Origin of the sequence: Sulfuriflexus mobilis, assembly GCF_003967195.1 — a bacterium.
GTDB classification, from domain to species: domain Bacteria; phylum Pseudomonadota; class Gammaproteobacteria; order AKS1; family AKS1; genus Sulfuriflexus; species Sulfuriflexus mobilis.
In genome coordinates this window covers 2718413-2742635 of sequence record NZ_AP018725.1, presented here as the reverse complement: position 1 = coordinate 2742635, position 24223 = coordinate 2718413, and the positions used below count along the sequence as shown (strand labels likewise).

Genomic DNA, 24223 nt, shown 5'->3' with positions numbered 1-24223 from the left:
TATCGCAGAATTTCTCCCACTACTGCCCAGAACCCCTTTTAGTTTACAGACACAGCCTGCACATCATGGAGGCTGCGGCAGGGATTCTCTGGGCGAACCGAATAGGCCTTGGCCGCCTTATTCCTGATAGTAAATAATATTCCCACCCCAAACCCGTTCGTGATGACCTTATTTGTTATTTTTAGGGAATTATGTTGCACAACCAGCGTCTACTACTTTGTGATAATGGAGGTTATATAGAAATGGAGACAAGGCAAGCTGATATCTGGGCCGAGACCTGTGTTGATCAATTTATTGGTGAATTCAATATAGACACTGAAATATGCGACAGTTTGGTCAGTCTGTTTAAGAAGTCAAAAATAAATGGTCTTGTCAGGCGCGGTCAGGTCGGTGGGGAGCATGGCTATGGCGTCAATCCTGAGTTGAAAGACTCATGGGATTTAGGCCTGATCATGGTCCCGGATGATATGCAAATAAAATTTAAGATTCCCGACTACTATAATGCCCTCAAAGAATGTGTAGATAAGTACTTTTCGAGTTACCCTTCACTCAATAACTCCGGGCAGTTTTCACTGGTGGAATCGCCGATTATTCAACACTACATGCCGGGAGGAGGATACTTTTTGCCACATTATGAACGGGCGAATTTTCAAACGACTACCCGTATGCTGGTCTGGATGACATACCTGAATGATGTAACAGAGGGGGGCGGCACGCATTTTACCTACCAGAATCTGACCAAGGAGGCACGTAAGGGACGTACCCTGATATGGCCCACGGATTTCACGCATACCCACCACGGCATTGCCTCTATGACCCAGGATAAATACATCATCACCGGCTGGTTGAATTATTCTGAATAATAGTGAAAACGCTGTGAAACTAATGCAGGGTCTCAATGTAATGGGAGAGCATCTCTATTCCCCTATCACTGAGTTTGGCAGCAATATTGCGCATTAAGCTTTGCGGGTCATTACTACGCTCACCACTGCGAAAATCTTTTAACGCCTTGTTTATATATTCTCTATGCTGCCCAGCCAGCGCCGGGTACTTCACGGTCGGATTTCCCAACGCTGTTATGCCATGACAGCTGGCACAGGCGGCAACACCCCTGTTCTTTATGCCCGTATGGTAAAGCCGCTTGCCAGGATATGTGCCGTTATTTACGACACCGACACGCTTACGTTTTTGGCTGGAGAAGTAGGCCGCAATATCGGGGATGTCAGATACGTCGATCGTCTCAACCATTGAAGTCATGTGTTCTTCGTTGCGGGCACCCGTTTTGAAATCATTAATCTGTTTGGCGAGATAAGACTCAACCTGTCCGGCCAGTTTCGGAAAAAGAGAGCTGCTGCTGTTGCCATCGATGCCGTGACAGCCTATACAGAGAATGACCTTGTCTTTGCCCGCCACCGGGTCACCACCAGCAACTGCTATGTCGGAAATTACGAGCAGCAACAGGGATAGAATTATAAATCGCATGTAAATCCCGCCGATCATTTGATGCTGATATTCCCTTGCATGCCGGCTTCTGCGTGACCTTTTATCGTACAATGAAGCCTGGAGGATTTAAGTGTCTTAACAGGCACGAACCACCATTCTGCCGTACCACCCGGGTAAACTTCTATTTCACTGATATGCCCCTTGACCTCAGCAATGGTCTCGTTTGCCTGACTGACGACCTGCACCTTTCGTGTAAATACAGCCCGGGACATGTCCTCAGCAGTGAAATAATGTTTTTGATTACTGGGGTTCTTAATGACGAGTTTGTATAGTTTGCCGGTTTCGAACTGCAGGCTGGACGGATAAAAGCGCAATTGATTATCCTTGTTGCCCAGGTTGACGACGACCTCAATGGCCTGTTTCGCAGTCATATCCCCGGCAGTAAATCCAGAGACGGGGAAGGTCAGCCACAAGGCCGGCATCAGGTGCGTTATAGTAGTTTTCAGGCGCATAATGGCCCCCTTTGATGCTTGAAATGAAAAACAATGGGGAACACAGAGGTCCCCCATTAGTCGTGGTCAGACCTCAAGCACAGTCAGCCAGGTGTCGTGCAGGTTACACACACTTAAGCCATACACCACGCTGGTCTGACCAGACAGGGCGAAGTTGGAGATAGCCGCCTTGTCCTTGTTTGGGTCAAAGATGTTTTCAGCAATAAATTTAAAATCACTATCCAGCAGCACGTGCTTAATAATCCAGTGATCGTTTGATTTCATGGGGTGACCGGTTACAATGCGTACTCCAGCATCGGTCTTTTCAAGAATAGGTGAGTGCGAGCCGGCCTTTTTGGCCCAACGCCCCGGTGATTCCTTGGTGTAGAACAACCCCCCCGCCATATCACTACTGCTTATATTCTTTCCCTGCGAACCGGCCAGGACGATTTCCGGTGCAATAATGCCTGTTGCCGCACCTGCCATACCAATACGAATAAACGAACGTCTGTCCATGGGTTGCCTCCTGTTCATGGTTATTGATGCTTCCAATAAACTGGCTCAGAAGCTTGTTGATATATGTCGAACCAGGGAGAAGATTTATTCCCGTTAAGGGGATTTTTAAATGGCATAGGGTTTTCGGGCCACAGGGGTGCTTGGTGAGTGGCAGGTAACCAGACTGGCTTATAATAGATTGGCAGGTAGTGCCTGTATCCCCGCTTTTCCTGAGATTAATGCCATGTCATCAAGCCCCTATAAGTACTTAAGAAACAGGTTTATGATGAGGCAATGTTTTAAAATATGACTACACATGAAAGGGGTTGCTTATGTGGAAGGTAAGGGATCGGTGTGTTCAGCAAGGAGAAAACCCATGTGGATGAATAGGCAAATGATGATTTTTCTTTTCACCGGATTGGGCCTGTTTGCTAACCCGGTGGCAGCAGATGAACTCGGGAAAAAAATCGCGATGCAGGGCAATGGCAAAGGCGCCACCGCATGCATCGCCTGTCACGGTGTGGATGGCGGTGGCCAGGCTCAGGCAGGTTTTCCTCGCCTGGCGGGCTTAAATGAAAACTATTTACTCAAACAGATGGAGTCCTTCACCAGTGGTGCTCGGCAAAACCCGATCATGGCGCCGGTGGCCAAGGCCTTGTCGAAAAACGAAATGACCGCAGTTGCAAGCTACTTTGCAAGACTACCCATCCCTGGCGGTAGTTCTCCATCACCAGCGGATAAGGCCCTGCTGAAAAAGGGAGAGCACTTGGCGAAAAATGGCAATTGGGACAAGAATATCCCCGCCTGCTTTGCCTGTCATGGTCCGCAGGCCTATGGGGTTGGTGAACATTTTCCGGCCCTGGCGGGGCAGCCGACGAGTTATATCTCGCAGCAAATTCAGGCATGGAAGTCCGGCCAACGCAAGAATGACCCCAACCAGTTGATGCAGGGGGTGGCCGAGCGCTTGAGCGAGGCGGAAACCATGGCCGTCAGTGCCTATCTGGCCAGCCTGCCCGCCAGCAGACAATAAAGGCACAAGGAGCCGATAATGATGACGTACATAACGTGGAAAGGGCTATCTCTGGCAGGGTTGCTGGCAATGTTACTTGGGGCGAGCAGCGTGTTTGCGCTAGAAAAGGATTACCAGGTAGAACTGCCCGCTGCCCCCAAAGGGCCGATAGGTTTTACGCCACTCAGTGAGGCGGATATCCCTGACAACCAGTTCGGTGAGGCAGTCCGTTACGGTAAATCGCTGTTTGTGAATACCCAGAAGTTGCGGAATAAATATGTGGGTAACGATATGAATTGTGTCAACTGTCACCTGGATAGTGGCCGCAAGGCGGATTCTGCACCGCTATGGGCCGCTTATACGATGTACCCGGCCTACCGCAAGAAGAATGATCATGTGAATACCATCGAGGAGCGTATTCAGGGTTGTTTTACCTATAGCATGAATGGCACACCGCCACCGTCTGGCAGTAAGGAACTGACTGCCCTGGTGACGTATCATTACTGGCTGGCCACCGGTGCCCCGGTGGGTAAGGCCTTACCCGGACGAGGTTACCCAAAGCTGTCCAAGGCCGCCAAAGAACCCAGTGTGGGCCGAGGCAAGAAGATATTTGAGGCCAACTGTGTCATCTGTCATGGTGACAAGGGACAGGGCACCAAGACCGCCGGGGTCTATATCTTTCCGCCCTTGTGGGGCAAGGGGTCATTCAACTGGGGGGCAGGAATGCACCGTGTTAATACAGCGGCCGGTTTCATCAAGGCAAATATGCCGTTGGGTAAGCCCAACAGTTTGACGGATCAGGAGGCATGGGATGTAGCGGCCTTTATGAATGCCCATGAGCGGCCCAAGGACCCGCGCTTCAACGGCAACATGACAGAAACGGCCAGTACTTATCACAAACACCAGTGCTTTTATGGCAAAAAGGTGGATGGAGCGCTGCTTGGGCAAGGCACACAATAGGTATTTATCGGCGGCGTAGCGTAAATCACGCAACGCTTAACGGGTCGCCGGAATGTTTCCGGGGAGATTATTATTAAAGTACCACCCAGCTTTATTACAAGAATAAAAAATGCCGTCCTTGGCTGCGGGAATGGCTGTTCAGAAGTTGTTTACGATCATCACCTCGTCAAGCGGTAACTGTCCGGGTTTTGGCCAGACCTCCTTGACAGGTTTGCCGATAGCAATCATGAAGGCAATTTCATGTTCTGTCGGCAGGCGTATGATCTTACCAACCTCAGCATAATCAAACCCATCCATCGGGCAGGTGTCATAGCCAAGTTCTTTTGCCATTAACATGATGGTCTGTGCCACAATCCCGCAAGAACGCATACCTTCATCACGTTCTATTTGTGGTTTGTCACGGTAGTAGTCACCGAGAGCCGGCAGCAGGAAATCCTGTACCTCCTGCGGGGCATTGACCCAGTAACGCTGTGGGTCATGCTCCCAGGCCTTGCGGTCAAAACACAATACCAGTAACTCAGAGGCATCCGTTATCTGTGCCTGGTCCCAGGCCGCCTTACGAATGGCTTTGCGCTTCCCGGGATCGGTAATGCGTACAAACCGCCAGTTCTGGATATTAAATGCCGTCGGTGACAAAATTGCATGCTCCATCAACTTCCTGAAAGTCTCCTCAGGCATGCTGTGACTTGGGTCATACCACTTATAAGCGCGACGTGAACGTACAGCTTCACTGACCTTCATGCTTTACTCCTTTTTTGCATCGTGCGGTTACGCCTGACTCAGGCAAATACACCTTGTTGCTCGACGTTGAAAGTGCGTAACAGGTTATTGAACGCACGATTATTGGTTGCCTGGGCAACGGCATCAAATATCTCACGATCACCCCAGCCCTGCGCATGGGCGGCATCCATGTCGGCATGATTGACACTCTGCGGGTCACTGACCGAACGCAGGGCAATATCGAGTAATACCCGCTCCTTATCCTCGACAGGTGCTACGGCAGGATTGTCTCTTGCCTGGCGCGCGCGATCCAGGTCAACACCCATATGATCAAGAAAGCCCTCGTTCATATCAATACAGAACTGGCACTTTGCCTCAGAAGATACGAGGTAACGAATCATTGTCGTTAACACGGGTGACAAGCGGGTGCCGCTGCGGAAATAGCCGACATTGGTAAAAAAGGTTTCCAGCAGTGGCGGGCTGATACTGTACAGGCGCAGGCCGTCGGGTATGAAACCGAGGTGCTCCTTGGCCATATCCAGGATCGTGCTGACACGCTGTTCCTCGCCCGCCGGGGCGGCAGGGATAAGCAGGGGTTTTTCGTTCATGACTTCTTGGCTCAGAGTGCTCATTGTCGTTCTCCTTTTACAATAATATGACCAGTAGTAGACCGGTCGGTAAAGACGCGAAGAAAAGTCTATTCGACGCATCCGGGTTGCGTTTATGTCTTTTGTAACGGTATCTGGATGTTTGTAATGGCCTGGGCGAGTTCTTTGATCACGGCAGGGTCATTACGCGTCTTGGCAAGCAAGAGGATGCCCTCAATGTAGGCGAGCATCGCCTGTGCCGTGGCAGTGACATTAATCGGACCGATTTCGCCCTGTTTGATGGCCTCTTGCAGGGTATCGGCGAGGACCTGTTCGGTGCGCGTAAACACGGAGGCCACCTTTTGCCGAATGGGCTCATTCTGGGTGGATAACTCAACGGCCAGGTTCCCAAACGCACAGCCCGGCAAGTGCCCACTGGCATCAAACATCTGTTTCTGAAACTCGTACAGGAGCTCACAGAGACGGCCTATGCGAGCCATCGGCGAAAGGCCTGTATCGAATGCCATGTTGATAATATTATCTTTAAAATCGGCAGAATACTCATCGATAACGGCAAGTGAAAGGGCCTGCTTGCTGGGGAAAAAGTGATAAAAGCTACCCTTTTTTACGCCGGCCTCATCACAGATGGCCGCGACTCCAACATCGGCATAACTGCGTGTGAAGATCAGGTCACGGGCGGCATCGAGAATTCGCTGTTGTGTGTCAGGTTCTGGACTCATAACCGCATTATAGTAGACCGGTCGGTCAAGTCAAGTGCGATATTCGGAGCAAACTAAAATTTGGGCTTAGGGCGGTATGACAAAATACCAATCAGTCGCTGCCAGGTCAGCGCAGTGAGGCTGATCGACGCCGATAAGGGGCTGACACTGCCCTGCCCCAGGGCTTACCGGTGAACCAGGACGTAGGTATCATATTGTTCGAGCAGGCTATCGAGTGCCGCGGTGGCGATACTGAAAAAGGCCTCAGGGGCAATGGATGGGCGCTCACGCAGGATCTGTTCATCAAGGCAGCGCATAAAGTCCTCGACCCGGGCCTGCTGTTTAGCATTGGGCGAAATATCTGCCCAGACCCGTTGTGTCTTGGCCTCAATCTTTTGATACAGGTATTTCAGCCTGATTGTTGCAATGCTGTCACAATGCCCGGCGGCGGAGACACCCGTGCCAATCGCACGGGCCTGGCCAATGTATTCACTGGCGGTAAGCAGTTCTCGCCATAGCAGGTGTAATGGCTTGTCCTGTTCATCTTTTAACAATAATAAGTCATGCCGTTGCGCCATGTCGTCGATCAGATAAAGAATGGACTGTATCAGCGTGTTGTGTTGATGCAGATTCGTATCAACGCTGTGGTTTTTAAAGTCTTTGGCAAGGCCCGACCAGTGTTGGCTGATATCTTCCCAGCGGGGCTGGGTTTCAATCCAGGTGCCGATGCCGGAAATATCCTGTAGTTGTCGAATGACCCGTTTTTGCAGGGGAGCGATATCCTTGAGCAGGCCGTCAGCCCCGTTCAGGTAGCCTGTCGTCATGCCGCGATGCTGTTGTATGTATGCGAGCAGCTCGCGTAGGCCCGTTAGCCATTGCAGGCCGGTTTGTTGGCGCTTGCGCAGCTGTTTTTTTCGCCCCCTGTCGCTGGCGATGACAAATATAAACGCCAGCAGAAACGAGAGGCTGATGGTTAGCAGGGGTAGTGCATTATCGGTCATCATAATTCAGCCTCCGACTGGCAAAGCTGATAGAGGTGTCCGGCGATCCTGGAAGATTGCTTTGCCATGTGACTGTTTTTGTCAGCGACCTGGGCAACGGCCTCAATGTTGGCGGAGATTTCCCGCACGGCCTCATTTTGCTGATGGGCAACGGCGGCGATGGCATTGACCATGTCGGAAACCGATTGTGTATTGCCTGCGATGGCATGCAGGACCTCTTCTGCTTCCAGTGTTTTATCGATAGTTTGTTCTGTGCGGCTGACAACCGCATCCATGCTGCTTTTGACGGCGAGCACCTGTTTTTGTACTTCATCAATATTGTTATTGATCTCACTGGCGGAGCCATGACTGCGGTTGGCCAACGCACGGACTTCATCTGCAACAACGGCAAAGCCACGACCATGCTCGCCTGCTCGTGCCGCCTCAATGGCGGCATTGAGGGCAAGTAGATTGGTTTGTTCGGCAATTTCACGAATGATGGTAGAAATAGATGAGACATTACGGGTGCGTATCTCCAGATCAGCAAGCAGCTGATAGGTTTCCTGAATAAAATGGGACACGGCTTCCATATTCGCGCGTACGGCCTGCATGGTTTGTGTGCCTTGCTCGCCGCGCCGGGAGCTTTCATTAGCCGATTCGTAAGCGCTGTGGATGCGCTTGGAGATTTCACCAATACTGTAACTGATCTCGGTAACGGCTGAGGCAATGGTGCTGGTGGCCTGTGATTGTTGCTGGATATTACTCGCCAGTTGTTCCGAGGTGCCATTTAATTCATTTGCAGAATGGCTGATTTCGGAAAGGGTGTTGTAATAATGCTCAAAGCTGCGGCGCTCGCGGCTGGCAACGGTCAAGAGTGTGTTATCAAGACTGGCCAGTGGGCCGGTGAAGTGTTCGATCATCTTTGCGTGGTCGATGGAACTGCTGTCGGCGAGGAATCTCTGCAGGGTCTGGGCATCCATTTGTGTCGCCAGGATAAAGGCGAGGGAGAAATACGCCGCGAGCAGACTGAGCAACAGGCTTGTCGTAACGGCCAGACCGAGCAGCAGGGAAAGCCACAACAATATATAAATAGCCGACAGCAACCAGGTGGTGCGGCGTGGCCCAAGGTTGGCGAGTATTTTTATGGCGGGAGTAAACAGCATGGTATTTGTCTTTGATATCCATTCACAATCGGTACGTGACTGTTTCGCAATATCTATGCCATGTTGCTTTGCCAATAAAAAAAGTGAGGGTAGGCATGTGGTTATCGCCTTATAGTGTTGAGCCCGTGGCGGGGTTTGACGTCGGGTGTTCCAGAATGATGCAGATAAGGGAAGGGGAAACATCTGTCTGCACCGTGTGGGGGCGTGGCGCATCTTAGCCAGGATCTTTTATTCCCTATCAAGTCACTAATGCCACCACAACCGCAGTCCAGGCCCTGGCCAGGTTGTGAAGGTCATAACCGCCGCCGCCCAGTGCGAGCAGGCGACCCTGGCAAAGCCTGTTAGCGAGTGCCTTCAGGCGTTTGGTGACATGGTCGTGCGCGGCCTCACTGTATTGCATCTGCGTGATCGGGTCGCCGCGGAGACTGTCGGCGCCGGCCTGCAGGATAATAAACTCTGGCTGGGCCTTTTCTATAAAGGCTTCAGCAGCGGGCCATAACTCCATTAACAGTGCATCATTCGCTCCCGCTGGCATGGGTACATTCATTTTTGTACCAGCGGCATCGCCCGTGCCGGTTTCACCGAGTGCACCGGTGCCGGGGTACAGCGTGCGACCATCCTGATGAAAGTCGACAACGCAGAGGTCTGGATCGTCTTCAAAGGCGTAGAACACGCCATCGCCATGATGGGCATCGATATCGATATAGGCGATCTTGCGGATATGGTGTTTGCGACGCAGTGTCTCAATGGCAATGCCACAATCATTGAATACGCAAAAGCCGGCGGCCGAATCACGCCGCGCATGATGCAGACCGGCGATCGGCACAAACACCTGTGCGCACTGGCCGCCCAGGATTCGGTCGATGCCATCAAGGACGCTGCCGACGACAAAACGTGAGGCCTCGTACATGCCCCTGAACGCCGGGGTATCGCCAGCATCGAGCAGACCCGTACCGGACTCGGAAAGCATGATGACCTTATCGATATAGTCCTCGGTATGAAAGGCCTCGATGGCGGCGCGTTCGGCCATGACCGGTGTGCAGATACACACCCGTTGCTTGAGCCCCTGGCGTTCAAATTCCCTGACAAAGGCGGCATGCCGTTGCGGGCCAAACGGGTGTATGGGTCCAAAGTTATAGCTGACCAGTTGTTCTCCACTGTAGACACAAACCGGTGCTGGCATGACTATCTCCCTGGCGAAAAGAAGCAGCGCAGAAAATAATGGTCTTTATAGACTATAGAAGATTAATGGCGCAGGGGTTGCCAAAGAATGATCCCCGGCTACCCCAGCAGGTAACAAAGTTCGGTATAAATATCCTCAAACATGGTCTCCACCAGGGCATGGCCCTTAGTCGCGCTGGCCTTACGCGGGTCACCATAGACGCCGTTGGGCGCATAATTGGCTTGTGTCGGGTCGTTACGGTTCAGCGGGCCGGGGACCCCCCCCGTCAGCAGGCCGGGCGAGGCGAGCTCCATGTGTACAGACTCCGGATGCATGGCGAGCATGATAGAGGTTTCTTCTTCGTTGGCATGGCCGCCTTGCTGGTTGTCAATATATTGCTCCACCGCGGCCCGGTAGCGCTCGCCATGATAGACATTGATCAACTTGCAGGGATTTTGCATGGCGCATTGAGCAATTGCCTGTTCTAATGGTTCGATGGTGCTAATACCGGTATTGATGAGGGCACAGTGTTGCGCACCGGCACGTTGCATAGTGTGCAGGATAGATATGACGCTCTGGATAAAGGTCTCACGCTCGAGACTGCAGCTCCCCGGGTAGTCGGCAAAGGCGGGGTAGTAGCCGTAAGCCAGTGTCGGCCAGACCAGGATATTCAACTTTTGGATAAGCCGATCGACCAGCCATTCTGCCTGCAGATAATCGGTTTGCATCGGTAGGTGCGGGCCGTGTTGCTTGGCGCTAGCCCCAATCGGCAGGACTGCTGTGGCACCGGACTGCATGATTTTAGTGACCTGCAACCAGTTAAGGTCGGCAAGACGTACCCCTCGGTCATTTTTGCTTCCTGCACACATAGCAATATCATAACGAGAAAAGGGCAGGCAGGGGGATGAATTTTCAATCCCCCAGTTTCTGAGCCATATGTGCGGCATGCAGTGCGGACTAATATGCCGGCACAAAACATCCGATACGACGATGTTAAATATATAATCAATGAAATCCAGAATAATACTGACTATATTGACCGGGTATGCAAACGATCAATGAATTACTCAACCGGATACATTGGGACCCCGAGTTCGGGGAAGGCGAGTTTGAGGTTGCCTTTCTCGATCGGGTTGAGCAAGAGATGATTCGTCTGCCGTTTCGAAAGATATCCTTTGTGCCGGGTGAACATTTTTTCTTTTATTACTTTGACGACGATGCGGTTGAACATAGTGTGCCGTTTCACCGCATCAAGGCCGTGTATAAAAATGACGAGTGCATCTGGCATCGGGAGCGCTAGAGACTGTGAATAGTTATTTTCCAACAACACCCATGGACAGGGAGCAGTGCTGAACATTGATGGTGACGTCGGCGAGGGTGGCGGCCAGATAGTGCGCTCGTCACTGGCGCTGGCCATGTGTCTGGACAGGCCTTTCCGTATTACCCGTATTCGCGCCAGAAGAGAACGGCCCGGTCTGCAGGCGCAACACCTGGCCGCGGTGAGTGCCGCGGCGAGTGTTTCACAGGCGCATGTCGAGGGGGCGTATAAAGGTTCGCAGGAACTCCTGTTCAAACCACGCAAGGTGATAGCGGGGGATTATCACTTTGCAATCGGCACGGCGGGCAGTACCTCACTGGTACTGCAAACCGTTCTGCCCGCACTCATACTGGCAGACAGGGAATCGAACTTGCTGCTGGAGGGAGGTACCCATAACCCCCTGGCGCCACCGTTCGATTTCCTGAAGCATGCTTTTTTACCTCTGCTTAACCGGATGGGTCCTGCCGTCACGGCAACACTGGAACGCCCCGGTTTCGCCCCGGAGGGCGGGGGCCGGGTACGTGTGCATATAAAGCCGGTGGCACATCTGCAGGCACTTGAGCTGCCAGAACGTGGGGATATTGTGCAGCAGCGCGCAGAGGTCCTGTTGGCGCACCTGCCGGAGCATATCGCCAACAGGGAACTGGCCGTGATACGCGATGCCCTTTCGTTCCCGGAGAGCAAACTAAACTTTCGCGTCGACAATACGGCCAACGGACCCGGGAATGCCGTATCGATCATCGTCGAGAGTGCCTTTGTGACCGAATGTTTTACCGCGTTTGGGCAGCGCCGATTACCTGCGGAACGTGTTGCCGAGAGTGTGGTGAGAGAGGTGCGACGTTACCTGCAAGCGGGCGTCCCCGTTGGCAGGTACCTCGCGGATCAATTGTTGTTACCTTTAGCACTGGCGGGCGAGGGCATGTTTGTCACCCTGCAGCCCAGTTCGCATGTCATTACCAATATGGCCGTTGTCAAAAAATTTATGCAAGCCGAGTTTGCCTCAGAGAAAATCGACGAGGATGCCTGGCGAATAAGCCTGTCTTGAAAAAAGGAACGAAGTCGATGCAAGCAGCATTCAAGGTGGAATTTGTAAGTTGGGGAAAAATCTCAAACCTTGTACACACCCTGGCAAACCGGATCCATGCCAGCGGCTATCGACCGGACATTGTCGTCGCTATAGCCCGTGGCGGTTATGTGCCGGCAAGGCTGTTATGCGATCACCTGGACATCTATAACCTGACCAGTATGCGAATCAGCCATTATACGAGTGGCGCCGAAAAGGGCGAGGCCGCGCGCCTGTCTATGCCCCTGAATACTGATATTCGAGGCTTACGCGTCCTGCTGGTCGATGATGTGGGTGATACGGGCAATACCCTGCAACTAGCCCTTGAGCATATTAATGCTCTGCATCCTGCAGAGATAAAAATTGCTGTCCTGCATCACAAACATATCTCGCAGGTTGTACCGGATTTTTACGCGCAGAAAATAATAAGCTGGCGTTGGCTGACTTACCCCTGGGCCATCATTGAAGATGTGCGCGGCTTTATCCGGAAAATGGAGCCGCAACCCGCGACTGCCGAAGAAGCGTTACAGCGCCTCAAGTCTGAATACGGCCTCAAGCTCCCCCTGCGGATTATGCAAGACGTTTACCGGTAAAAAGAACAAGCGTGCAGGGACGTAGCCGTCCTCTACTCCTGATGGGCGGTTACTTTTCCTCTTCCGTCCATTCGTCCGCGACAGTCCCCGGGGCACCTTCCTGTCCGGCTGGCCTGTGTTCCTGCAGTGGCTCAGACCAGTCAGCGGCCCTGGTGTCTGTTACCTCTGTGCCGAGATCATCCTTCTCGGCTATATCCATGGCACCTGACCAGTTCTCCGGCTCTGCACTTAACTCAATATTCATGCCGTACCAGTCAGTCAGGCTCATCTCCTCGAGGTCACCATCAAAATACTGGATATCGACGCTATCGTCACCCACCTCGACAACCGTGAACAACTGGCCCTTGTCGAGGTGGGAATACCAGTTATCAACAATCGGGTCATTTTCGGTCGGCATGGCACGTACTCCCTTGATTTATGCTAATTACAAATTACCAACTAGTTAAATTATGCACCATGCAGCGCAAAAAAAAAGTGCATGGCCCTTGCCGGTCAGCGTTGGTAGGTACCAACCAACTCGGCCTGTGCCAGCACATGCCCCTGCATGGCAGCCTCCAGCTGTGCCTTGTCGGGTTGCTGTAAGTCGGGCAAAAGGCTGTCCAGTGCATAGAGTTTGAAAAAATAACGGTGCCGGCCAACGGGCGGGCAGGGCCCGCCGTAACCCGTTCTCCGCCAGTCATTTGTGCCTTGCAAGGTGCCGCCAGGTAAGTCGGATGCAGGCAGCGCTGCATCCAGACCGGTGGCCGACACCGGTATGTTGTACAACAGCCAGTGTACCCAGGTCATCCTTGGCGCCGCGGGATCCGGGGCATCCGGGTCATCGACGATCAGGAGCAGGCTTTTCGCCTGTGCCGGAACACCCTGCCATGCTAGTGGCGGTGATAGATCCGCCCCGTCACAGGTGTACTGCGGGGGTATGGCGCCGTTGTGGCCAAAGGCGGATGACGTAATGGACATACTCATGGTTAACCCCTTGGGCATGAATAAGGACGGCATGCCCCGTTTTTAGCGATCTGTTTAGCGCCCCGTTATCCTTTCTACCTGCCGACAGGCATCAGCAGCAGCGGTTGTGTATCGGCGGGCAGGTCCAGTACCTTGCTGACCCTGTCGTCCCGGAATGCGCCCACGACCACGCTGACAAGTGCCTGTGCCTCGGCCTGCAGAAACAGGTTCTGCGCGGCGTGGCCGACTTCCATATGCACATAACGTATGCCGCGTTCGCCATACTTGCGGGTCGTGCGGGCATAAATGGCGGTAAACACGACAACGACCGCGGCATCACTTAGCCATGACTGGTCAAGCGCTGCCCCGGCCAGTGCCTGGCGCTGATCACCGGTGGCGGTTTCCAGCAGCCGATGTTTTTCTGGAAGATAGCGATAGACAGCGGACGGCAAACCCTCTACCTCACCGGCCACGACATAAAGCTCCAGTGGGTACAGTGCCCCGGCCGAGGGGGCTGTGCGCAGGCCTTGAGGATGTGATATCCCCTGTGCCGCCCAGAGCAATTGTCCCAGTTCGGCGAGACTCAGCGGTGCCTTGCCGAATGTGCGTATTGAGCGACGCTGTTGCAAAAGCCTTTCGAGCGGCTGCCCGTCTGTTACCAGCGTCGCTGGTGGGAGCGAAATATATTCCCCTTGTGCTGCCATAACGTCCCCTCTCGCCACATAACACATCAGCATCAAGAAAACCGCAAATGGCCACTGTCGGTTCAGTCGTGCCATAGTCGGGTATTTACCAACCTCATCCTGACACCCTCCCAGCAATATATCCCTTTGTTGATGCGCTGTCAGGCCCATCTTGCCCCCCTTTGTTTCGGTGGTATATTCAGTCATCATGATCATTATCATCTTCGCCGGATGGATCGCGCCGCCGACAGACTATCTGCGGCATTTACAATAACAGGGATCTGCCATGCAACGACTCACACTCACCGCGCTCAGCACATCTTTAGACCAGCCGGTAGAGATAGTTGAGCGCAAGGGCATCGGTCACCCCGACACGGTGTGTGATGCCCTCGCAGAGGAGCTGAGTCGGGCCCTGTGCCAGTTTTACCTCGAACGATTCGGGCTCGTCATGCACCATAACGTCGACAAGGCCCTGCTCTGGGGGGGCAGTTCACAACCGGCCTTCGGCGGCGGCAGGGTGCTGGCGCCCATGGAGATTTTTCTCGCCGGCCGGGCCACCTGCGAATACCAGGGCATCAAGGTGCCGGTTGAAGAACTGATGAGAGAGAGTTGCAGCAACTGGCTGCGGGCGCATTTTCATGCCCTCGACCCCGATCGGCATGTCAAGCTGCACTGCCTGGTCAGGCCCGGTTCTTCAGACCTCGTGGACCTCTATCTGCGCCAGGAAAAAACGGGCATCGCCCTGGCCAATGATACCTCCTGTGGTGTGGGTTATGCGCCATTGAGCGAACTCGAGCGGGTCGTCTTGCAGGTGGAGAAGACCCTCAACGCCTCGGAGATCAAATCCGTGCACCCGGAGATCGGCGAAGACATCAAGGTTATGGGGGTGCGCCGAGGCGAGGTCATCGAATTGACCATCGCCTGTGCGTTTGTGGATCAATATATCTCGGATGCCGATGACTATGTGCAGAAAAAGACCCGCCTCATCACGCTGGCCGAGCAGGCCGCGAGACAGGAAACAGACCGGCAGCTAAGCATAACGGCCAATGCCGCCGATGACGTGGCAACGGGCAGCCTGTATCTGACCGTGACGGGCACCTCCGCCGAATCCGGCGACGATGGCGAGGTTGGCCGCGGCAACCGCGTGAATGGTCTCATTGCCCCTTACCGCCCCATGAATATGGAGGCGGCGGCGGGCAAGAATCCGGTGACCCATGTCGGCAAGCTCTACAACATCGTTGCGCAGCGGATTGCCGAAAGCCTGGTCCGGGAGGTCGCTGAGGTGCGTGAGGCGTACTGCTATCTGGTCAGTCGGATCGGCAGCCCTATCAATGAACCCCAGGTCGTGGACCTTCGGCTCTGTATGCAGGACGGCATAGCTGTCGAGGCAGTGAGGTCACGGGCCGAAGAGGTCGTGCAAGGGCAATTTGCCAGGATGTACCAGATCAGGCAGGAACTGGTCGCAGGGGCCATTCACGTGTACTAGCCCCGCCGCATTTGGTGATCAACAGGAGTGCCTTGTTATAACGCATTTTTCGTTGCCGATGATAGTTTAGAAGAACCTCTCTTTTTATGTTCCTCGATTACTTGCAAGCGGTCATTTGCCGAACGATTTTGACTGAGTTTATATTTGCATTGAATATCTGTGATTTTTATTTTAATGCCAATAATTGCATTAAGCATAGATTCTTTGTATTCAGGCTCCCAAGGTTTTTCGAGTGAGGATTCATATATCCCCGTAAGTTCGTTAACGATAGTACTAAGTTGTTCTGTTTCAGTAATTAGTTGGGGCCTTCCATAAATATGAACTGATTGGTAGTTCCAAGTGGGTACACCTGATGAGGAATACCAAGATGGTGATACATAGTCGTGTGGGCCTTGAAAAGTTACTAAGGCTTCTTGATCTTCAATGTTTTCCCATTGAGGGTTGCGTTTGGCTATATGACAAATGAGTGATTGGTTGTCGTCACTCAAAAAGAAAGGAATATGCGAAGAGAAAAGCTTTCCTTCGACTAGGGATATTAATTGACCGAAAGCATTAGCTTTTATAAAGGCTAATATCTCTTCTTTGTCGGTCACATTAAAATGTTCAGGTATGTACATATCTTCCTTTTTGAGTCGGTTTCACGAAGAACCGAGGCAGATACCAGATCACCCTATATTAGCGAATACTAGGATCTGGCACGGATTATTCATATTTTATAGCAGGCCTTCTATGGATAAATAGTTTTATTGATAGCCTTTACTGTGTACTTACAACACTTACCAAGCCCTCTCAAGCAAGTACATTTTTTCATATAGATTATCAGAATGGACTACATTCGTCTTATGCTGTTCACTCCATAACCATCTTTCTTTAACAAACAAGCCACTCATCGCCTGGATGTCGCAGTGAAACGGTGGGCCACTTTCTTGCCCAGTTTGCATAAACTGGGCAAATAACCTCCCCTTTGGTTTTAACCAGTTATACAGGCATTGTTCGTAGTCCTTCCATTGCCCAGGGTGTAAAGCACATAAGCTGGTTTGCTCGTAAATAGCGTCAAAACTTTTTTCAAATTCACATGTAAAAAAATCAGTTTGTATTAATTCAACACTTAATTGCTTATCCTTAAGCACTTTTCTAAGGTTTTCGATAGGTGTTGGGGCAATATCAATAGCAACAACATCAAAACCTTTTTCTGCTAGTGTTAAAACCTCATGACCATTACCACAGCCTGGAATAAGAATACGGCACGGTTTCAGGAATTCGCGTTCTATCCAATAGAGTAAATTGGGACTAGGTTCACCTCTGTCCCATCCAGTCTGCCCCTGTTGGTAGCGGTTTTCCCATTCATCACAGCTCTGCATGGGAGCCGTCACAATAGGGGGGTGTTTTGGTGTTTTTACATTGGCAGAAATAAGTTGTTCCCGATTTTTCAGGTGTGAATGCTGTTGGTGTAAAGCTTGTCCCTTCATGTGATCCATTGCAAAAAGGCTGAGTCGTGCTGTTGCCACAGGTGCACCAGTAATATTCCTTACCGGCTTCAACGTCGACTGCTATTGGGGCGATGTTTTGTGAGTCGCTCATAGTTTGGTTTCCCTGGTTTTATGTAACGAATAAATTTGTAGAATAAGTCTATCATTGCAATATTGGAAATAAACGCGATAATAAGGAAATTACTGTTCTTCAATGGTGAACAATGGATCGTTTCGAAGAAATGCTGACTTTTGTCAGAGTGGTCGAGGCGGGCAGCATGAGTGCCGCCGCCGATCGCCTCAATATCGCCAAGTCGGCAGTAAGTCGCCGTCTGGCTGAACTCGAAGGCAGGCTAGGCGTACAACTACTCATACGCACCACTCGCCGCCTTAATCTGACTGGAAATGGGCAGCAATTTTATCAACGTTGCCTGGCAATTTTGGCTGACCTGGAAGAGACTGAACAGGCTATTTCCTGTGAACAGGTCTTATTGCGTGGCACCATTCGCATCGCCATACCGCTTACCTTTGGGATTAAGCACCTGTCACCGCTATTGAATCAATTCCTCAAGGAACACCCGGAGCTCAGCCTGGATCTGGATCTTAATGATCGAACACTGAATTTTATGGAAGAAGATATTGATTTGGCCATTCGAATTGGCCGGTTGGCTGATTCAACCTTGATCGCCCGTCAGCTAGCAACAACGCAACGTATCGTTTGCGCCAGCCCTGATTACTTGTCTCAGCATGGCGAACCAAAAACTCCGGAAGAGTTGGAAAACCATGTGGGGCTTAATTATAGTTATTTGGCTGAAACTCAAATCTGGCAATTCTTGCAACAGGATAAAACAAGAGTATTGGCACATGTGCCCTGTCGCATGCGAGCCAACAATGGAGATATATTACTTAAAGCCGCCATTGACGGTCTAGGTATTCTGGTAACAACGACCTTCATCAGTTCTGAGGCAATTGAACAGGGATTGTTATGCCCAATCCTAACAGATTATACTTTCCCTGAAGAGGTAATCTATGCCATCTATCCTCAGCAGCGTTTTTTACCCCGGCGTGTCAGAGCCCTGATTGATTACCTTGCTGAAAAATTCGATAATGATCCCTATTGGAATCATGCGGTAAACAAGAGTAACCAAATATTTTCATAATACTCTCTATGCTGTGAGTGAGTTACAAGAGACAACTATCACATAAATGGCCGCTGTGGGTCGTTTTGAGACCTCTGCCATATGAAATAAATCTGATGATTTTGGTCAGGTCACGTCGCAGGAACTGCACTTTATATTACCCCATCGTTGCCTTGAGCCGCTTGCGCAATTCACGTAATGAACACGTATTGAGGACGTCGTTTTTCTCCAGCCAACCGCGTCGGGCCTGGTTGATGCCGCCCTCCAAATAGTCAAAGTTATCCGGGCTGTGGGCATCGCTGTTGATACTCACCAGAACACCCTGTTGTTTGGCGAGCTGACAATAGGTGTCTATTAGGTCAAGGCGTTGGGGCTGACTGTTGAGTTCGAGGTAACAACCACGCTCACGTGTTGCCTCAATAATGCGTGGTATATCCACCTCGTAGGCATCGCGCTCTTCCAGCAGGCGTCCGCTCGGGTGCGCCAGCATCGTAAAGTATTTCGAGTCGATGGCACGCAGGATGCGTGTGGTTTGCTCGCGGAGTGACAAGTGAAACTTGTGGTGTATGGCACCAATGACTAGGTCCAGTTGCGAGAGCACATTATCAGGCAAGTCCAGGCTACCATCCTCGAGGATGTCGACCTCGATGCCTTTCAGGATAGTAAACCCTTTGAGTTTAGCGTTGAGGCGGTCGATCTGCTCAAGCTGCTGGTGAAGACGCTTTTCATCCAGACCGTGGGCGACGGTCAGGTGGCGGGAGTGATCGGTGATGGCAATGTATTCCAGGCCACGTTGTTTGGCGGCGCGTGCCATTTCTTCAAGGGTGTTATGACCGTCGGTAGCGTCAGTGTGCACATGCAGGTCGCCCTGTAAGTCCTGCCGCGTGATCAGTTTGGGCAGCCGTTTGGCCTCGGCCGCCTCGACCTCGCCATGCGCCTCGCGAAGTTCCGGAGGGATGAAGGGTAGGCCCACGGCCTTGAAGACGGAGGCCTCGGTTTCTCCGGCGATACGTTTGTCGCCCTTGAACACGCCATATTCGTTGATCTTGAGACCGCGTTGCTGCGCGCGACGTCGAACCTGGATGTTATGTGCCTTGCTGCCGGTAAAATAATACAGGGCTGCACCGAAACTGTTTTTTTCCACTACGCGCAAATCCACCTGCAGGCCGCTGTGCAAAAACACTGTGGCACGGGTCGGTCCTTTTGCGACGACATCCTGGACTTCATCGTAGTCGACGAAGTGTTGCATCACCGGGCTGTTAGCCTTTGCCGTAACGAGGATGTCCAGATCGCCAACGGTCTCCTTGCCGCGCCGGTAACTGCCGGCGATCACCACCTCGTGCACACCGGGCGCCGCCTCCAGCCAGGCCCGTAAGGGTTCTGCATAGGCGCGCGCGGTGCGGTACAAAAAACGCCTTTCGGTTGTGCGATGGGCGGAGACCGTTGCCAGGATCTGCTGTTCGAGCTTGGCGCCAAAACCCGGGAGTTCCTGCAGCTGCCCCTGGCGGGCGGCGCTTTCCAGTTGCCGGAGGGTTTTTATATGCAATTCCTGGTAGAGGGCCTTGACGCGCCTGGGCCCAAGCCCGGGGATCCGGAGCAGGGCCTCGAGGCTGACCGGCACCTCCTCGTGCAGGTTTTCGAGCGCCTTGGCGTGACCGGTGGCCACTATCTCAATGATCTTGGCGGCCAGGTCCTTGCCTATCGTTGGCAGGCGTGTCAGGTCCTCACCGTCGGCCACCATCTCGGCCAGCGGACGCGCCAGCCCGCGTACGGTCCGGGCCGCATTGCGATAGGCGCGGACCCGGAAGGGATTGGCGTCTTCGATCTCGAGTAAATCGGCCATCTCCTCGAAGATCACCGCGATGTCTTCATTGTGTACCGGCATTGGCTGTCTCGCCTTGCTCTCATTTCCAATAATGAGACTGATTATCAGCTATTAGGAAAAATACAGATTTCCTCTACACTGTTTACTATTAAGAGAATTATTGGCTGTATTGAAACGGTACCGCCCATTCATACATCATGCAATGCCTAATCATCCAGATCAGTTAGCAAAGGAACCGGGATGCCCGATAGTAAAATCTGGATCGAACACTTCGGCGAAAGCCCGCTCATGGCAACGGCCATTCACGCCGGACACAAGGTTCGCCACGAACTGTTGCCATTGTTCGCTCTGGACGATGCTGAACGCGCCCATGAAGAAGACCCCTATACGGACTACCTCGCCAAGGTAGTACCTACCTGGCTGGTTCCTGACCGCTCACGTTTTGAAGTCGACCTGAACCGGCCCCGCGATGAGGCCGTCTACACGAGCCCGGAGATGGCCTGGGGGCTGCACCTGTGGAAAGAACCCCTTGGCCAGGACATGATAGACCGCTCCCTGGAAGAATATGATGCCTTCTATGCAGAATTAAGGTTCCTGCTCGACAAGCTGGTGGCACACTTCGGCCACATCGTCGTGTTCGATCTGCATGCCTATAACTACCGGCGTGCAGGTCCTGAGCAAGCACCCGCCGATCCTGCCAGCAACCCGGAAGTGAATGTGGGAACCGGCACGATGGTGGATCGTGAGCGCTGCTTGCCCACTATTACGCGTTTCATTGCCGACCTGCGTGCGTATGATTTTATGGGCCGGCAGCTGGATGTGCGTGAAAACATCAAGTTCAAAGGCCGGCAACTGGCCGAGTGGATCCATAACAATTACCCGGACAACATCTGCGTGCTGTCGATCGAGTTCAAGAAGTTCTATATGGACGAATGGACCGGTGTAGGTGACATAGATCAAATTCAGGCCATACGGGATGCTATACAATCAACGATACCTGGCATCCTGGAAGAGCTGAAGAAAATCCAATGAATGGAAGTGCTGACTACATTAGCGACGCGCTCATCGGCTCCATCACCGATGCCTATCAGCGTAATGAGCCTGTCCGTTACAAGCTACGTGATGGCGGGCGTATTCATATCGATCGCCAGCTGCCGTTCCTGGCCCTATATCGTCGGCCGGCAACGCGCGCAGACCTCGGTACGGAACGTCTGCTGCTGGGCGAGGCCTCCTATCTGCTGGCCGATGACCGGCCCGAACACCAGGCCTCGCTGGTCAAACTGATAAAAGAAATCCTCAGCATCCAGCACAAGCAATTCGGTGCCTGCTTGCTGCTGGAGTTGTGGTCCGGCGCCGAGGTGACTGACGAAACCCGCCAGCCGGCCTTTCGTATCATTGCCCCCAAGCATGGCTCGCCATCAGCATTCCTGGAACGCATGGAAAATGCATTGCTGAATATCCGTATCGATGATGATCGCCCAGACGTGGCGATCAGCTACGCAGAAGACGTCACGCCACCACAACAGTCACTATTGTTAACCAAACAGGAGCTCACGCGGCTCAACTGCCTGCATATCGGTTTGGAGGTCAGTCCTATCTATCGTGATGCCGAGACCAACACACTGCTGCCATTTCGCTGGCGCAGGCTACATTATGCCCTGGCACATGGACTCAAGCGCAGTTTCTATGCCTTCACACGCCATTGTACGCCGCTGCGCCCTGCCCACTACCTCGAACTGGGACATCGCACCATGAACCGGGCGGTTTACGAAACAGACGAAAGACTGACTCGAATCAATCAACAATTTGAATTGCTCTTGCATGTTTCACCGGTCAATGCACACGCTGCCTGGCAGGCATTCGAGCAAGCGAATTGTGCAAGCCCTCCCGAGTTCCTGTACCGCCCGCGCAGAGTCGATCCGAGTCTGATGAAGCGTGAACTGTTCGCCATCCCTCTGGAACGGATCGAAGATCCGACCCTGGCGCATATCTTTGCCCAGAAACGCGAGGAACTGGACCGGCAGCTCACGCTGATCGCTGATCGCAACACGAATCGTTTCCTGCTTGGCAGTCGTCAGCTGTACGGTGATGTCGATGCCGAATTGCTGGAACTCGCCAGGCAGGTACTCGGCATAGAGACCGAGACTGCTCACAGCCAAGACGAACGCGGTTATCTGAACCCTGCCGAGTTAGTCGAACGTGCACGCCAGGAAATCGAATACTACCGGCAACAGGATGCCGGCCTGCCTGCGCGAGTGGAACTGCGTGATGATGTGCCGGGTATCATGGTAGCAAAGGGTAATTTCCTGGTCGGCACAGATGCCAGCGTTTCTCAGGCACGGATTAATGCCACACTTGCCCATGAAATCGGCACGCACGTGCTCACCCACTACAATGGTAGCCAACAGCCCTTTCGGGAACTGTATGCGGGGATGGCCGGTTATGAATCCATGCAGGAAGGCCTGGCTGTGCTGGCGGAATACCTTGTCGGGGGGTTGAGTCGTTCACGCCTGCGTCTACTGGCAAGTCGGGTGCTGGCCGTGCATATGATCACCGAGGGTGCCAATTTCATCGAGACCTTCCGCAGCCTGCTCAGTGATTATGATAATACGCCTTACACAGCATTCACGATTGCCATGCGAGTATTCCGCGGTGGTGGTTATACAAAAGACAAGGTTTACCTGCAGGGACTGGCCCAGGTTCTGAGCTACCTGTCGGGCGGTGGTGACCTGGAACGGCTGTATCTTGGCAAGATCAGTTATGACTACCTGCCACTCATCGAGGAACTTCAGTGGCGCCAGGTGCTCCTGCCACCGCGCCTGCGACCAAGGTTCCTCGACGCGGCTGAAACGGTTACGCGTCTCGAGTACCTGCGTCAGGGGGCAACGGTCATGGATCTGATGAAGGAGGCTGTGTAATGCGTCTGGGGATGGTCGTCAACAATATCCATACCGAGCTGTCGGACTATACCACCACTGGTCTGGCCATGAATGCCACCAACATGGGACACGAGGTCTGGTATATCGATGTAGGACAATTCGACTATGCTCCCGATGAACGTGTGCATGCCCGGGCACGGCGGGTCCCTGACAGGAAATACCGTTCGCATAGCGTGTACCTGGAGTCGCTGCGTAGTGATTCCGCCTACCGGGAGCGTATTTCTGTCGAGGATATGGATATCCTGCTGCTGCGTAATGATCCGGCAGAGGACGTCCTCGACCGGCCATGGGCACGTCTGGCAGGTATTAATTTCGGGCGGCTGGCCATGCAACATGGCGTGATCGTGTTGAATGACCCCAACGGTCTGAGCCACGCCATCAACAAGATGTACCTGCAGTACTTCCCGGAAGAAGTCCGGCCCCGCACCCTGATTAGCCGTGACAAGGGCGAGATAAAAGCCTTCATCGATGAACAGGGTGGACGCGGCGTCCTCAAACCCATCACCGGTTCCGGCGGCAGGAATGTCTTCCTCGTCCAGCCGGAGGACAAGCCCAATATCAACCAGATGATCGAGGCCGTGTGCCGTGAGGGTTATGTCATTGCCCAGGAATACCTGCCCGATGCCAGTCATGGCGATATCCGTCTGTTCCTGATGAATGGCGAACCGCTCTGTAGCAAGGGCAAGTACGCGGCCTTCCGCAGGCAACGTAAAAAAGGCGATCTGGACATGCGCAGCAACATGACCGCCGGGGCCATAGCCATACCGGTGCAAATCAACGATACCATTCTGGCGCTGGCAGATGCGGTACGTGCCAAACTGAAGCAGGATGGCATGTTCCTGGTCGGCCTGGATATTGTCAGTGATAAACTCATGGAGATTAATGTGTTCAGTCCCGGCGGCCTGAAGAGTGTGGGTCAAATGGAAGAACGTAATTTTTGTCGCGAGGTCATCCTGTCCCTCGAACGAAAAGTCGATTATCTGCACAATTACCCTGACAGTTTCGATAACGTGGAACTGGCAATGCTTTAACCGGCC

General features: G+C 52.7%; 28 protein-coding genes. 11 read left to right on the top strand and 17 right to left on the bottom strand.

Annotated features, from left to right (window positions below):
- The first annotated feature begins 242 nt into the window (after positions 1-242).
- Positions 243-863, top strand: a complete 621-nt coding sequence (locus tag EL386_RS13735) for a 2OG-Fe(II) oxygenase (RefSeq protein ID WP_172597735.1) — start codon at positions 243-245, stop codon at positions 861-863.
- Between the two features lie 19 nt (positions 864-882).
- Here the strand turns inward: EL386_RS13735 and EL386_RS13730 are convergent, their stop codons facing one another.
- From EL386_RS13730 to EL386_RS13720, 3 genes are all read right to left on the bottom strand, one after another.
- On the bottom strand, positions 883-1482 hold the full coding sequence (locus EL386_RS13730) for a c-type cytochrome (RefSeq protein ID WP_172597734.1): 600 nt from the start codon (positions 1480-1482) through the stop codon (positions 883-885).
- Between the two features lie 14 nt (positions 1483-1496).
- Entirely contained in the window at positions 1497-1955 is a 459-nt protein-coding gene (locus tag EL386_RS13725; protein ID WP_197722103.1) for a cupredoxin domain-containing protein, read from the bottom strand.
- A 66-nt stretch (positions 1956-2021) separates the two neighbouring features.
- Positions 2022-2450, bottom strand: a complete 429-nt coding sequence (locus EL386_RS13720; protein WP_126456794.1) for a desulfoferrodoxin family protein — start codon at positions 2448-2450, stop codon at positions 2022-2024.
- Between the two features lie 373 nt (positions 2451-2823).
- Here EL386_RS13720 and EL386_RS13715 point away from each other — a divergent pair, with 373 nt between their 5' ends.
- Positions 2824-3459 (top strand): c-type cytochrome, encoded by a 636-nt coding sequence (locus tag EL386_RS13715; protein WP_197722102.1) that lies wholly within the window; start codon positions 2824-2826, stop codon positions 3457-3459.
- An 18-nt stretch (positions 3460-3477) separates the two neighbouring features.
- Positions 3478-4398: a c-type cytochrome gene (locus tag EL386_RS13710; RefSeq protein WP_232020207.1), complete on the top strand. Its 921-nt coding sequence runs from the start codon at positions 3478-3480 to the stop codon at positions 4396-4398.
- Positions 4399-4536: 138 nt separating this feature from the next.
- Here the strand turns inward: EL386_RS13710 and EL386_RS13705 are convergent, their stop codons facing one another.
- The 7 genes from EL386_RS13705 to EL386_RS13675 form a co-directional block, all read right to left on the bottom strand.
- Positions 4537-5139 (bottom strand): nitroreductase family protein, encoded by a 603-nt coding sequence (locus tag EL386_RS13705; protein WP_126456792.1) that lies wholly within the window; start codon positions 5137-5139, stop codon positions 4537-4539.
- Positions 5140-5177: 38 nt separating this feature from the next.
- Positions 5178-5750: a carboxymuconolactone decarboxylase family protein gene (locus EL386_RS13700; RefSeq protein WP_126456791.1), complete on the bottom strand. Its 573-nt coding sequence runs from the start codon at positions 5748-5750 to the stop codon at positions 5178-5180.
- Between the two features lie 89 nt (positions 5751-5839).
- A complete protein-coding gene (locus tag EL386_RS13695; RefSeq protein WP_126456790.1) occupies positions 5840-6445 on the bottom strand; it encodes a TetR/AcrR family transcriptional regulator in 606 nt (201 codons plus the stop codon).
- Between the two features lie 164 nt (positions 6446-6609).
- Positions 6610-7428, bottom strand: a complete 819-nt coding sequence (locus tag EL386_RS13690) for a nitrate- and nitrite sensing domain-containing protein (protein ID WP_126456789.1) — start codon at positions 7426-7428, stop codon at positions 6610-6612.
- Positions 7425-8567, bottom strand: coding sequence for a methyl-accepting chemotaxis protein (locus EL386_RS13685; RefSeq protein ID WP_172597733.1), 1143 nt, complete (start codon positions 8565-8567; stop codon positions 7425-7427). The genes EL386_RS13690 and EL386_RS13685 overlap by 4 nt, the downstream gene beginning before the upstream one ends.
- A gap of 238 nt (positions 8568-8805) precedes the next feature.
- Entirely contained in the window at positions 8806-9750 is a 945-nt protein-coding gene (locus EL386_RS13680) for an arginase family protein (protein WP_126456787.1), read from the bottom strand.
- A 98-nt stretch (positions 9751-9848) separates the two neighbouring features.
- Complete coding sequence (locus EL386_RS13675) at positions 9849-10598, bottom strand: creatininase family protein (RefSeq protein WP_172597732.1); 750 nt, start codon at positions 10596-10598, stop codon at positions 9849-9851.
- Positions 10599-10774: 176 nt separating this feature from the next.
- Between EL386_RS13675 and EL386_RS13670 the strand changes: the two genes are divergently transcribed.
- Genes EL386_RS13670 through EL386_RS13660 form a run of 3 tightly spaced genes read left to right on the top strand, consistent with a single transcriptional unit; the run spans position 10775 to position 12703 of the window.
- Positions 10775-11029 carry a DUF504 domain-containing protein gene (locus EL386_RS13670; protein WP_126456785.1) on the top strand — a complete coding sequence of 85 codons (255 nt, stop codon included), beginning with the start codon at positions 10775-10777 and terminating at the stop codon, positions 11027-11029.
- 46 nt (positions 11030-11075) lie between these two features.
- Complete coding sequence (gene rtcA, locus EL386_RS13665) at positions 11076-12092, top strand: RNA 3'-terminal phosphate cyclase (protein ID WP_126456784.1); 1017 nt, start codon at positions 11076-11078, stop codon at positions 12090-12092.
- A gap of 17 nt (positions 12093-12109) precedes the next feature.
- Positions 12110-12703, top strand: a complete 594-nt coding sequence (locus EL386_RS13660) for a phosphoribosyltransferase (RefSeq protein ID WP_126456783.1) — start codon at positions 12110-12112, stop codon at positions 12701-12703.
- A 49-nt stretch (positions 12704-12752) separates the two neighbouring features.
- On the opposite strand, the gene EL386_RS13655 is transcribed toward EL386_RS13660, so the two are convergent.
- The 3 genes from EL386_RS13655 to EL386_RS13645 all read right to left on the bottom strand — a co-directional run bounded on the left by EL386_RS13655 (position 12753) and on the right by EL386_RS13645 (position 14538).
- Positions 12753-13100 (bottom strand): DUF6763 family protein, encoded by a 348-nt coding sequence (locus tag EL386_RS13655; RefSeq protein ID WP_126456782.1) that lies wholly within the window; start codon positions 13098-13100, stop codon positions 12753-12755.
- A gap of 95 nt (positions 13101-13195) precedes the next feature.
- A complete protein-coding gene (locus EL386_RS13650; protein WP_126456781.1) occupies positions 13196-13666 on the bottom strand; it encodes a YbhB/YbcL family Raf kinase inhibitor-like protein in 471 nt (156 codons plus the stop codon).
- 74 nt (positions 13667-13740) lie between these two features.
- Positions 13741-14538, bottom strand: a complete 798-nt coding sequence (locus tag EL386_RS13645) for a SagB/ThcOx family dehydrogenase (RefSeq protein WP_197722101.1) — start codon at positions 14536-14538, stop codon at positions 13741-13743.
- Between the two features lie 76 nt (positions 14539-14614).
- Here EL386_RS13645 and EL386_RS13640 point away from each other — a divergent pair, with 76 nt between their 5' ends.
- Positions 14615-15814: a methionine adenosyltransferase gene (locus EL386_RS13640; RefSeq protein ID WP_126456780.1), complete on the top strand. Its 1200-nt coding sequence runs from the start codon at positions 14615-14617 to the stop codon at positions 15812-15814.
- Positions 15815-15849: 35 nt separating this feature from the next.
- Here EL386_RS13640 and EL386_RS13635 read toward each other — a convergent pair whose 3' ends face one another.
- From EL386_RS13635 to EL386_RS13625, 3 genes are all read right to left on the bottom strand, one after another.
- Complete coding sequence (locus tag EL386_RS13635) at positions 15850-16431, bottom strand: FMN-binding negative transcriptional regulator (protein WP_126456779.1); 582 nt, start codon at positions 16429-16431, stop codon at positions 15850-15852.
- Between the two features lie 159 nt (positions 16432-16590).
- The gene (locus EL386_RS13630; protein ID WP_126456778.1) at positions 16591-17175 is read right to left on the bottom strand and encodes a methyltransferase domain-containing protein; all 585 of its coding nucleotides are present in this window, start codon (positions 17173-17175) and stop codon (positions 16591-16593) included.
- Positions 17162-17395 (bottom strand): CDGSH iron-sulfur domain-containing protein, encoded by a 234-nt coding sequence (locus EL386_RS13625; protein ID WP_126456777.1) that lies wholly within the window; start codon positions 17393-17395, stop codon positions 17162-17164. The genes EL386_RS13630 and EL386_RS13625 overlap by 14 nt, the downstream gene beginning before the upstream one ends.
- A gap of 112 nt (positions 17396-17507) precedes the next feature.
- Here EL386_RS13625 and EL386_RS13620 point away from each other — a divergent pair, with 112 nt between their 5' ends.
- Positions 17508-18443 (top strand): LysR family transcriptional regulator, encoded by a 936-nt coding sequence (locus EL386_RS13620; protein WP_126456776.1) that lies wholly within the window; start codon positions 17508-17510, stop codon positions 18441-18443.
- 136 nt (positions 18444-18579) lie between these two features.
- On the opposite strand, the gene polX is transcribed toward EL386_RS13620, so the two are convergent.
- The gene (polX, locus tag EL386_RS13615) at positions 18580-20307 is read right to left on the bottom strand and encodes a DNA polymerase/3'-5' exonuclease PolX (RefSeq protein ID WP_126456775.1); all 1728 of its coding nucleotides are present in this window, start codon (positions 20305-20307) and stop codon (positions 18580-18582) included.
- 180 nt (positions 20308-20487) lie between these two features.
- Here polX and EL386_RS13610 point away from each other — a divergent pair, with 180 nt between their 5' ends.
- Genes EL386_RS13610 through EL386_RS13600 form a run of 3 tightly spaced genes read left to right on the top strand, consistent with a single transcriptional unit; the run spans position 20488 to position 24217 of the window.
- Positions 20488-21279: an N-formylglutamate amidohydrolase gene (locus EL386_RS13610; RefSeq protein WP_197722100.1), complete on the top strand. Its 792-nt coding sequence runs from the start codon at positions 20488-20490 to the stop codon at positions 21277-21279.
- Entirely contained in the window at positions 21276-23165 is a 1890-nt protein-coding gene (locus EL386_RS13605) for a peptidase MATCAP family protein (protein WP_126456774.1), read from the top strand. Before EL386_RS13610 ends, EL386_RS13605 begins: the two co-directional genes overlap by 4 nt.
- Entirely contained in the window at positions 23165-24217 is a 1053-nt protein-coding gene (locus EL386_RS13600) for a glutathione synthetase (protein WP_126456773.1), read from the top strand. Before EL386_RS13605 ends, EL386_RS13600 begins: the two co-directional genes overlap by 1 nt.
- Positions 24218-24223: the final 6 nt, after the last annotated feature.

Excerpts from the sequence above, each read along its gene's own strand:
- EL386_RS13715 (WP_197722102.1), top strand. The coding sequence starts at position 2,824 with ATGATGATTTTTCTTTTCACCGGATTGGGCCTGTTTGCTAACCCGGTG.
- EL386_RS13645 (WP_197722101.1), bottom strand. The coding sequence starts at position 14,538 with ATGATGACTGAATATACCACCGAAACAAAGGGGGGCAAGATGGGCCTG.
- EL386_RS13700 (WP_126456791.1), bottom strand. The coding sequence starts at position 5,750 with ATGAGCACTCTGAGCCAAGAAGTCATGAACGAAAAACCCCTGCTTATC.
- EL386_RS13690 (WP_126456789.1), bottom strand. The coding sequence starts at position 7,428 with ATGATGACCGATAATGCACTACCCCTGCTAACCATCAGCCTCTCGTTT.
- EL386_RS13720 (WP_126456794.1), bottom strand. The coding sequence starts at position 2,450 with ATGGACAGACGTTCGTTTATTCGTATTGGTATGGCAGGTGCGGCAACA.
- EL386_RS13705 (WP_126456792.1), bottom strand. The coding sequence starts at position 5,139 with ATGAAGGTCAGTGAAGCTGTACGTTCACGTCGCGCTTATAAGTGGTAT.
- EL386_RS13725 (WP_197722103.1), bottom strand. The coding sequence starts at position 1,955 with ATGCGCCTGAAAACTACTATAACGCACCTGATGCCGGCCTTGTGGCTG.
- EL386_RS13675 (WP_172597732.1), bottom strand. The coding sequence starts at position 10,598 with ATGTGTGCAGGAAGCAAAAATGACCGAGGGGTACGTCTTGCCGACCTT.
- EL386_RS13680 (WP_126456787.1), bottom strand. The coding sequence starts at position 9,750 with ATGCCAGCACCGGTTTGTGTCTACAGTGGAGAACAACTGGTCAGCTAT.
- EL386_RS13710 (WP_232020207.1), top strand. The coding sequence starts at position 3,478 with ATGATGACGTACATAACGTGGAAAGGGCTATCTCTGGCAGGGTTGCTG.
- EL386_RS13695 (WP_126456790.1), bottom strand. The coding sequence starts at position 6,445 with ATGAGTCCAGAACCTGACACACAACAGCGAATTCTCGATGCCGCCCGT.
- EL386_RS13620 (WP_126456776.1), top strand. The coding sequence starts at position 17,508 with ATGGATCGTTTCGAAGAAATGCTGACTTTTGTCAGAGTGGTCGAGGCG.
- EL386_RS13600 (WP_126456773.1), top strand. The coding sequence starts at position 23,165 with ATGCGTCTGGGGATGGTCGTCAACAATATCCATACCGAGCTGTCGGAC.
- EL386_RS13670 (WP_126456785.1), top strand. The coding sequence starts at position 10,775 with ATGCAAACGATCAATGAATTACTCAACCGGATACATTGGGACCCCGAG.
- EL386_RS13730 (WP_172597734.1), bottom strand. The coding sequence starts at position 1,482 with ATGCGATTTATAATTCTATCCCTGTTGCTGCTCGTAATTTCCGACATA.
- EL386_RS13605 (WP_126456774.1), top strand. The coding sequence starts at position 21,276 with ATGAATGGAAGTGCTGACTACATTAGCGACGCGCTCATCGGCTCCATC.
- EL386_RS13655 (WP_126456782.1), bottom strand. The coding sequence starts at position 13,100 with ATGCCGACCGAAAATGACCCGATTGTTGATAACTGGTATTCCCACCTC.
- polX (WP_126456775.1), bottom strand. The coding sequence starts at position 20,307 with ATGCCGGTACACAATGAAGACATCGCGGTGATCTTCGAGGAGATGGCC.
- EL386_RS13735 (WP_172597735.1), top strand. The coding sequence starts at position 243 with ATGGAGACAAGGCAAGCTGATATCTGGGCCGAGACCTGTGTTGATCAA.
- EL386_RS13660 (WP_126456783.1), top strand. The coding sequence starts at position 12,110 with ATGCAAGCAGCATTCAAGGTGGAATTTGTAAGTTGGGGAAAAATCTCA.
- EL386_RS13640 (WP_126456780.1), top strand. The coding sequence starts at position 14,615 with ATGCAACGACTCACACTCACCGCGCTCAGCACATCTTTAGACCAGCCG.
- EL386_RS13625 (WP_126456777.1), bottom strand. The coding sequence starts at position 17,395 with ATGAGCGACTCACAAAACATCGCCCCAATAGCAGTCGACGTTGAAGCC.
- EL386_RS13610 (WP_197722100.1), top strand. The coding sequence starts at position 20,488 with ATGCCCGATAGTAAAATCTGGATCGAACACTTCGGCGAAAGCCCGCTC.
- EL386_RS13685 (WP_172597733.1), bottom strand. The coding sequence starts at position 8,567 with ATGCTGTTTACTCCCGCCATAAAAATACTCGCCAACCTTGGGCCACGC.
- EL386_RS13630 (WP_126456778.1), bottom strand. The coding sequence starts at position 17,175 with ATGCAGAGCTGTGATGAATGGGAAAACCGCTACCAACAGGGGCAGACT.
- EL386_RS13650 (WP_126456781.1), bottom strand. The coding sequence starts at position 13,666 with ATGAGTATGTCCATTACGTCATCCGCCTTTGGCCACAACGGCGCCATA.
- EL386_RS13635 (WP_126456779.1), bottom strand. The coding sequence starts at position 16,431 with ATGTACATACCTGAACATTTTAATGTGACCGACAAAGAAGAGATATTA.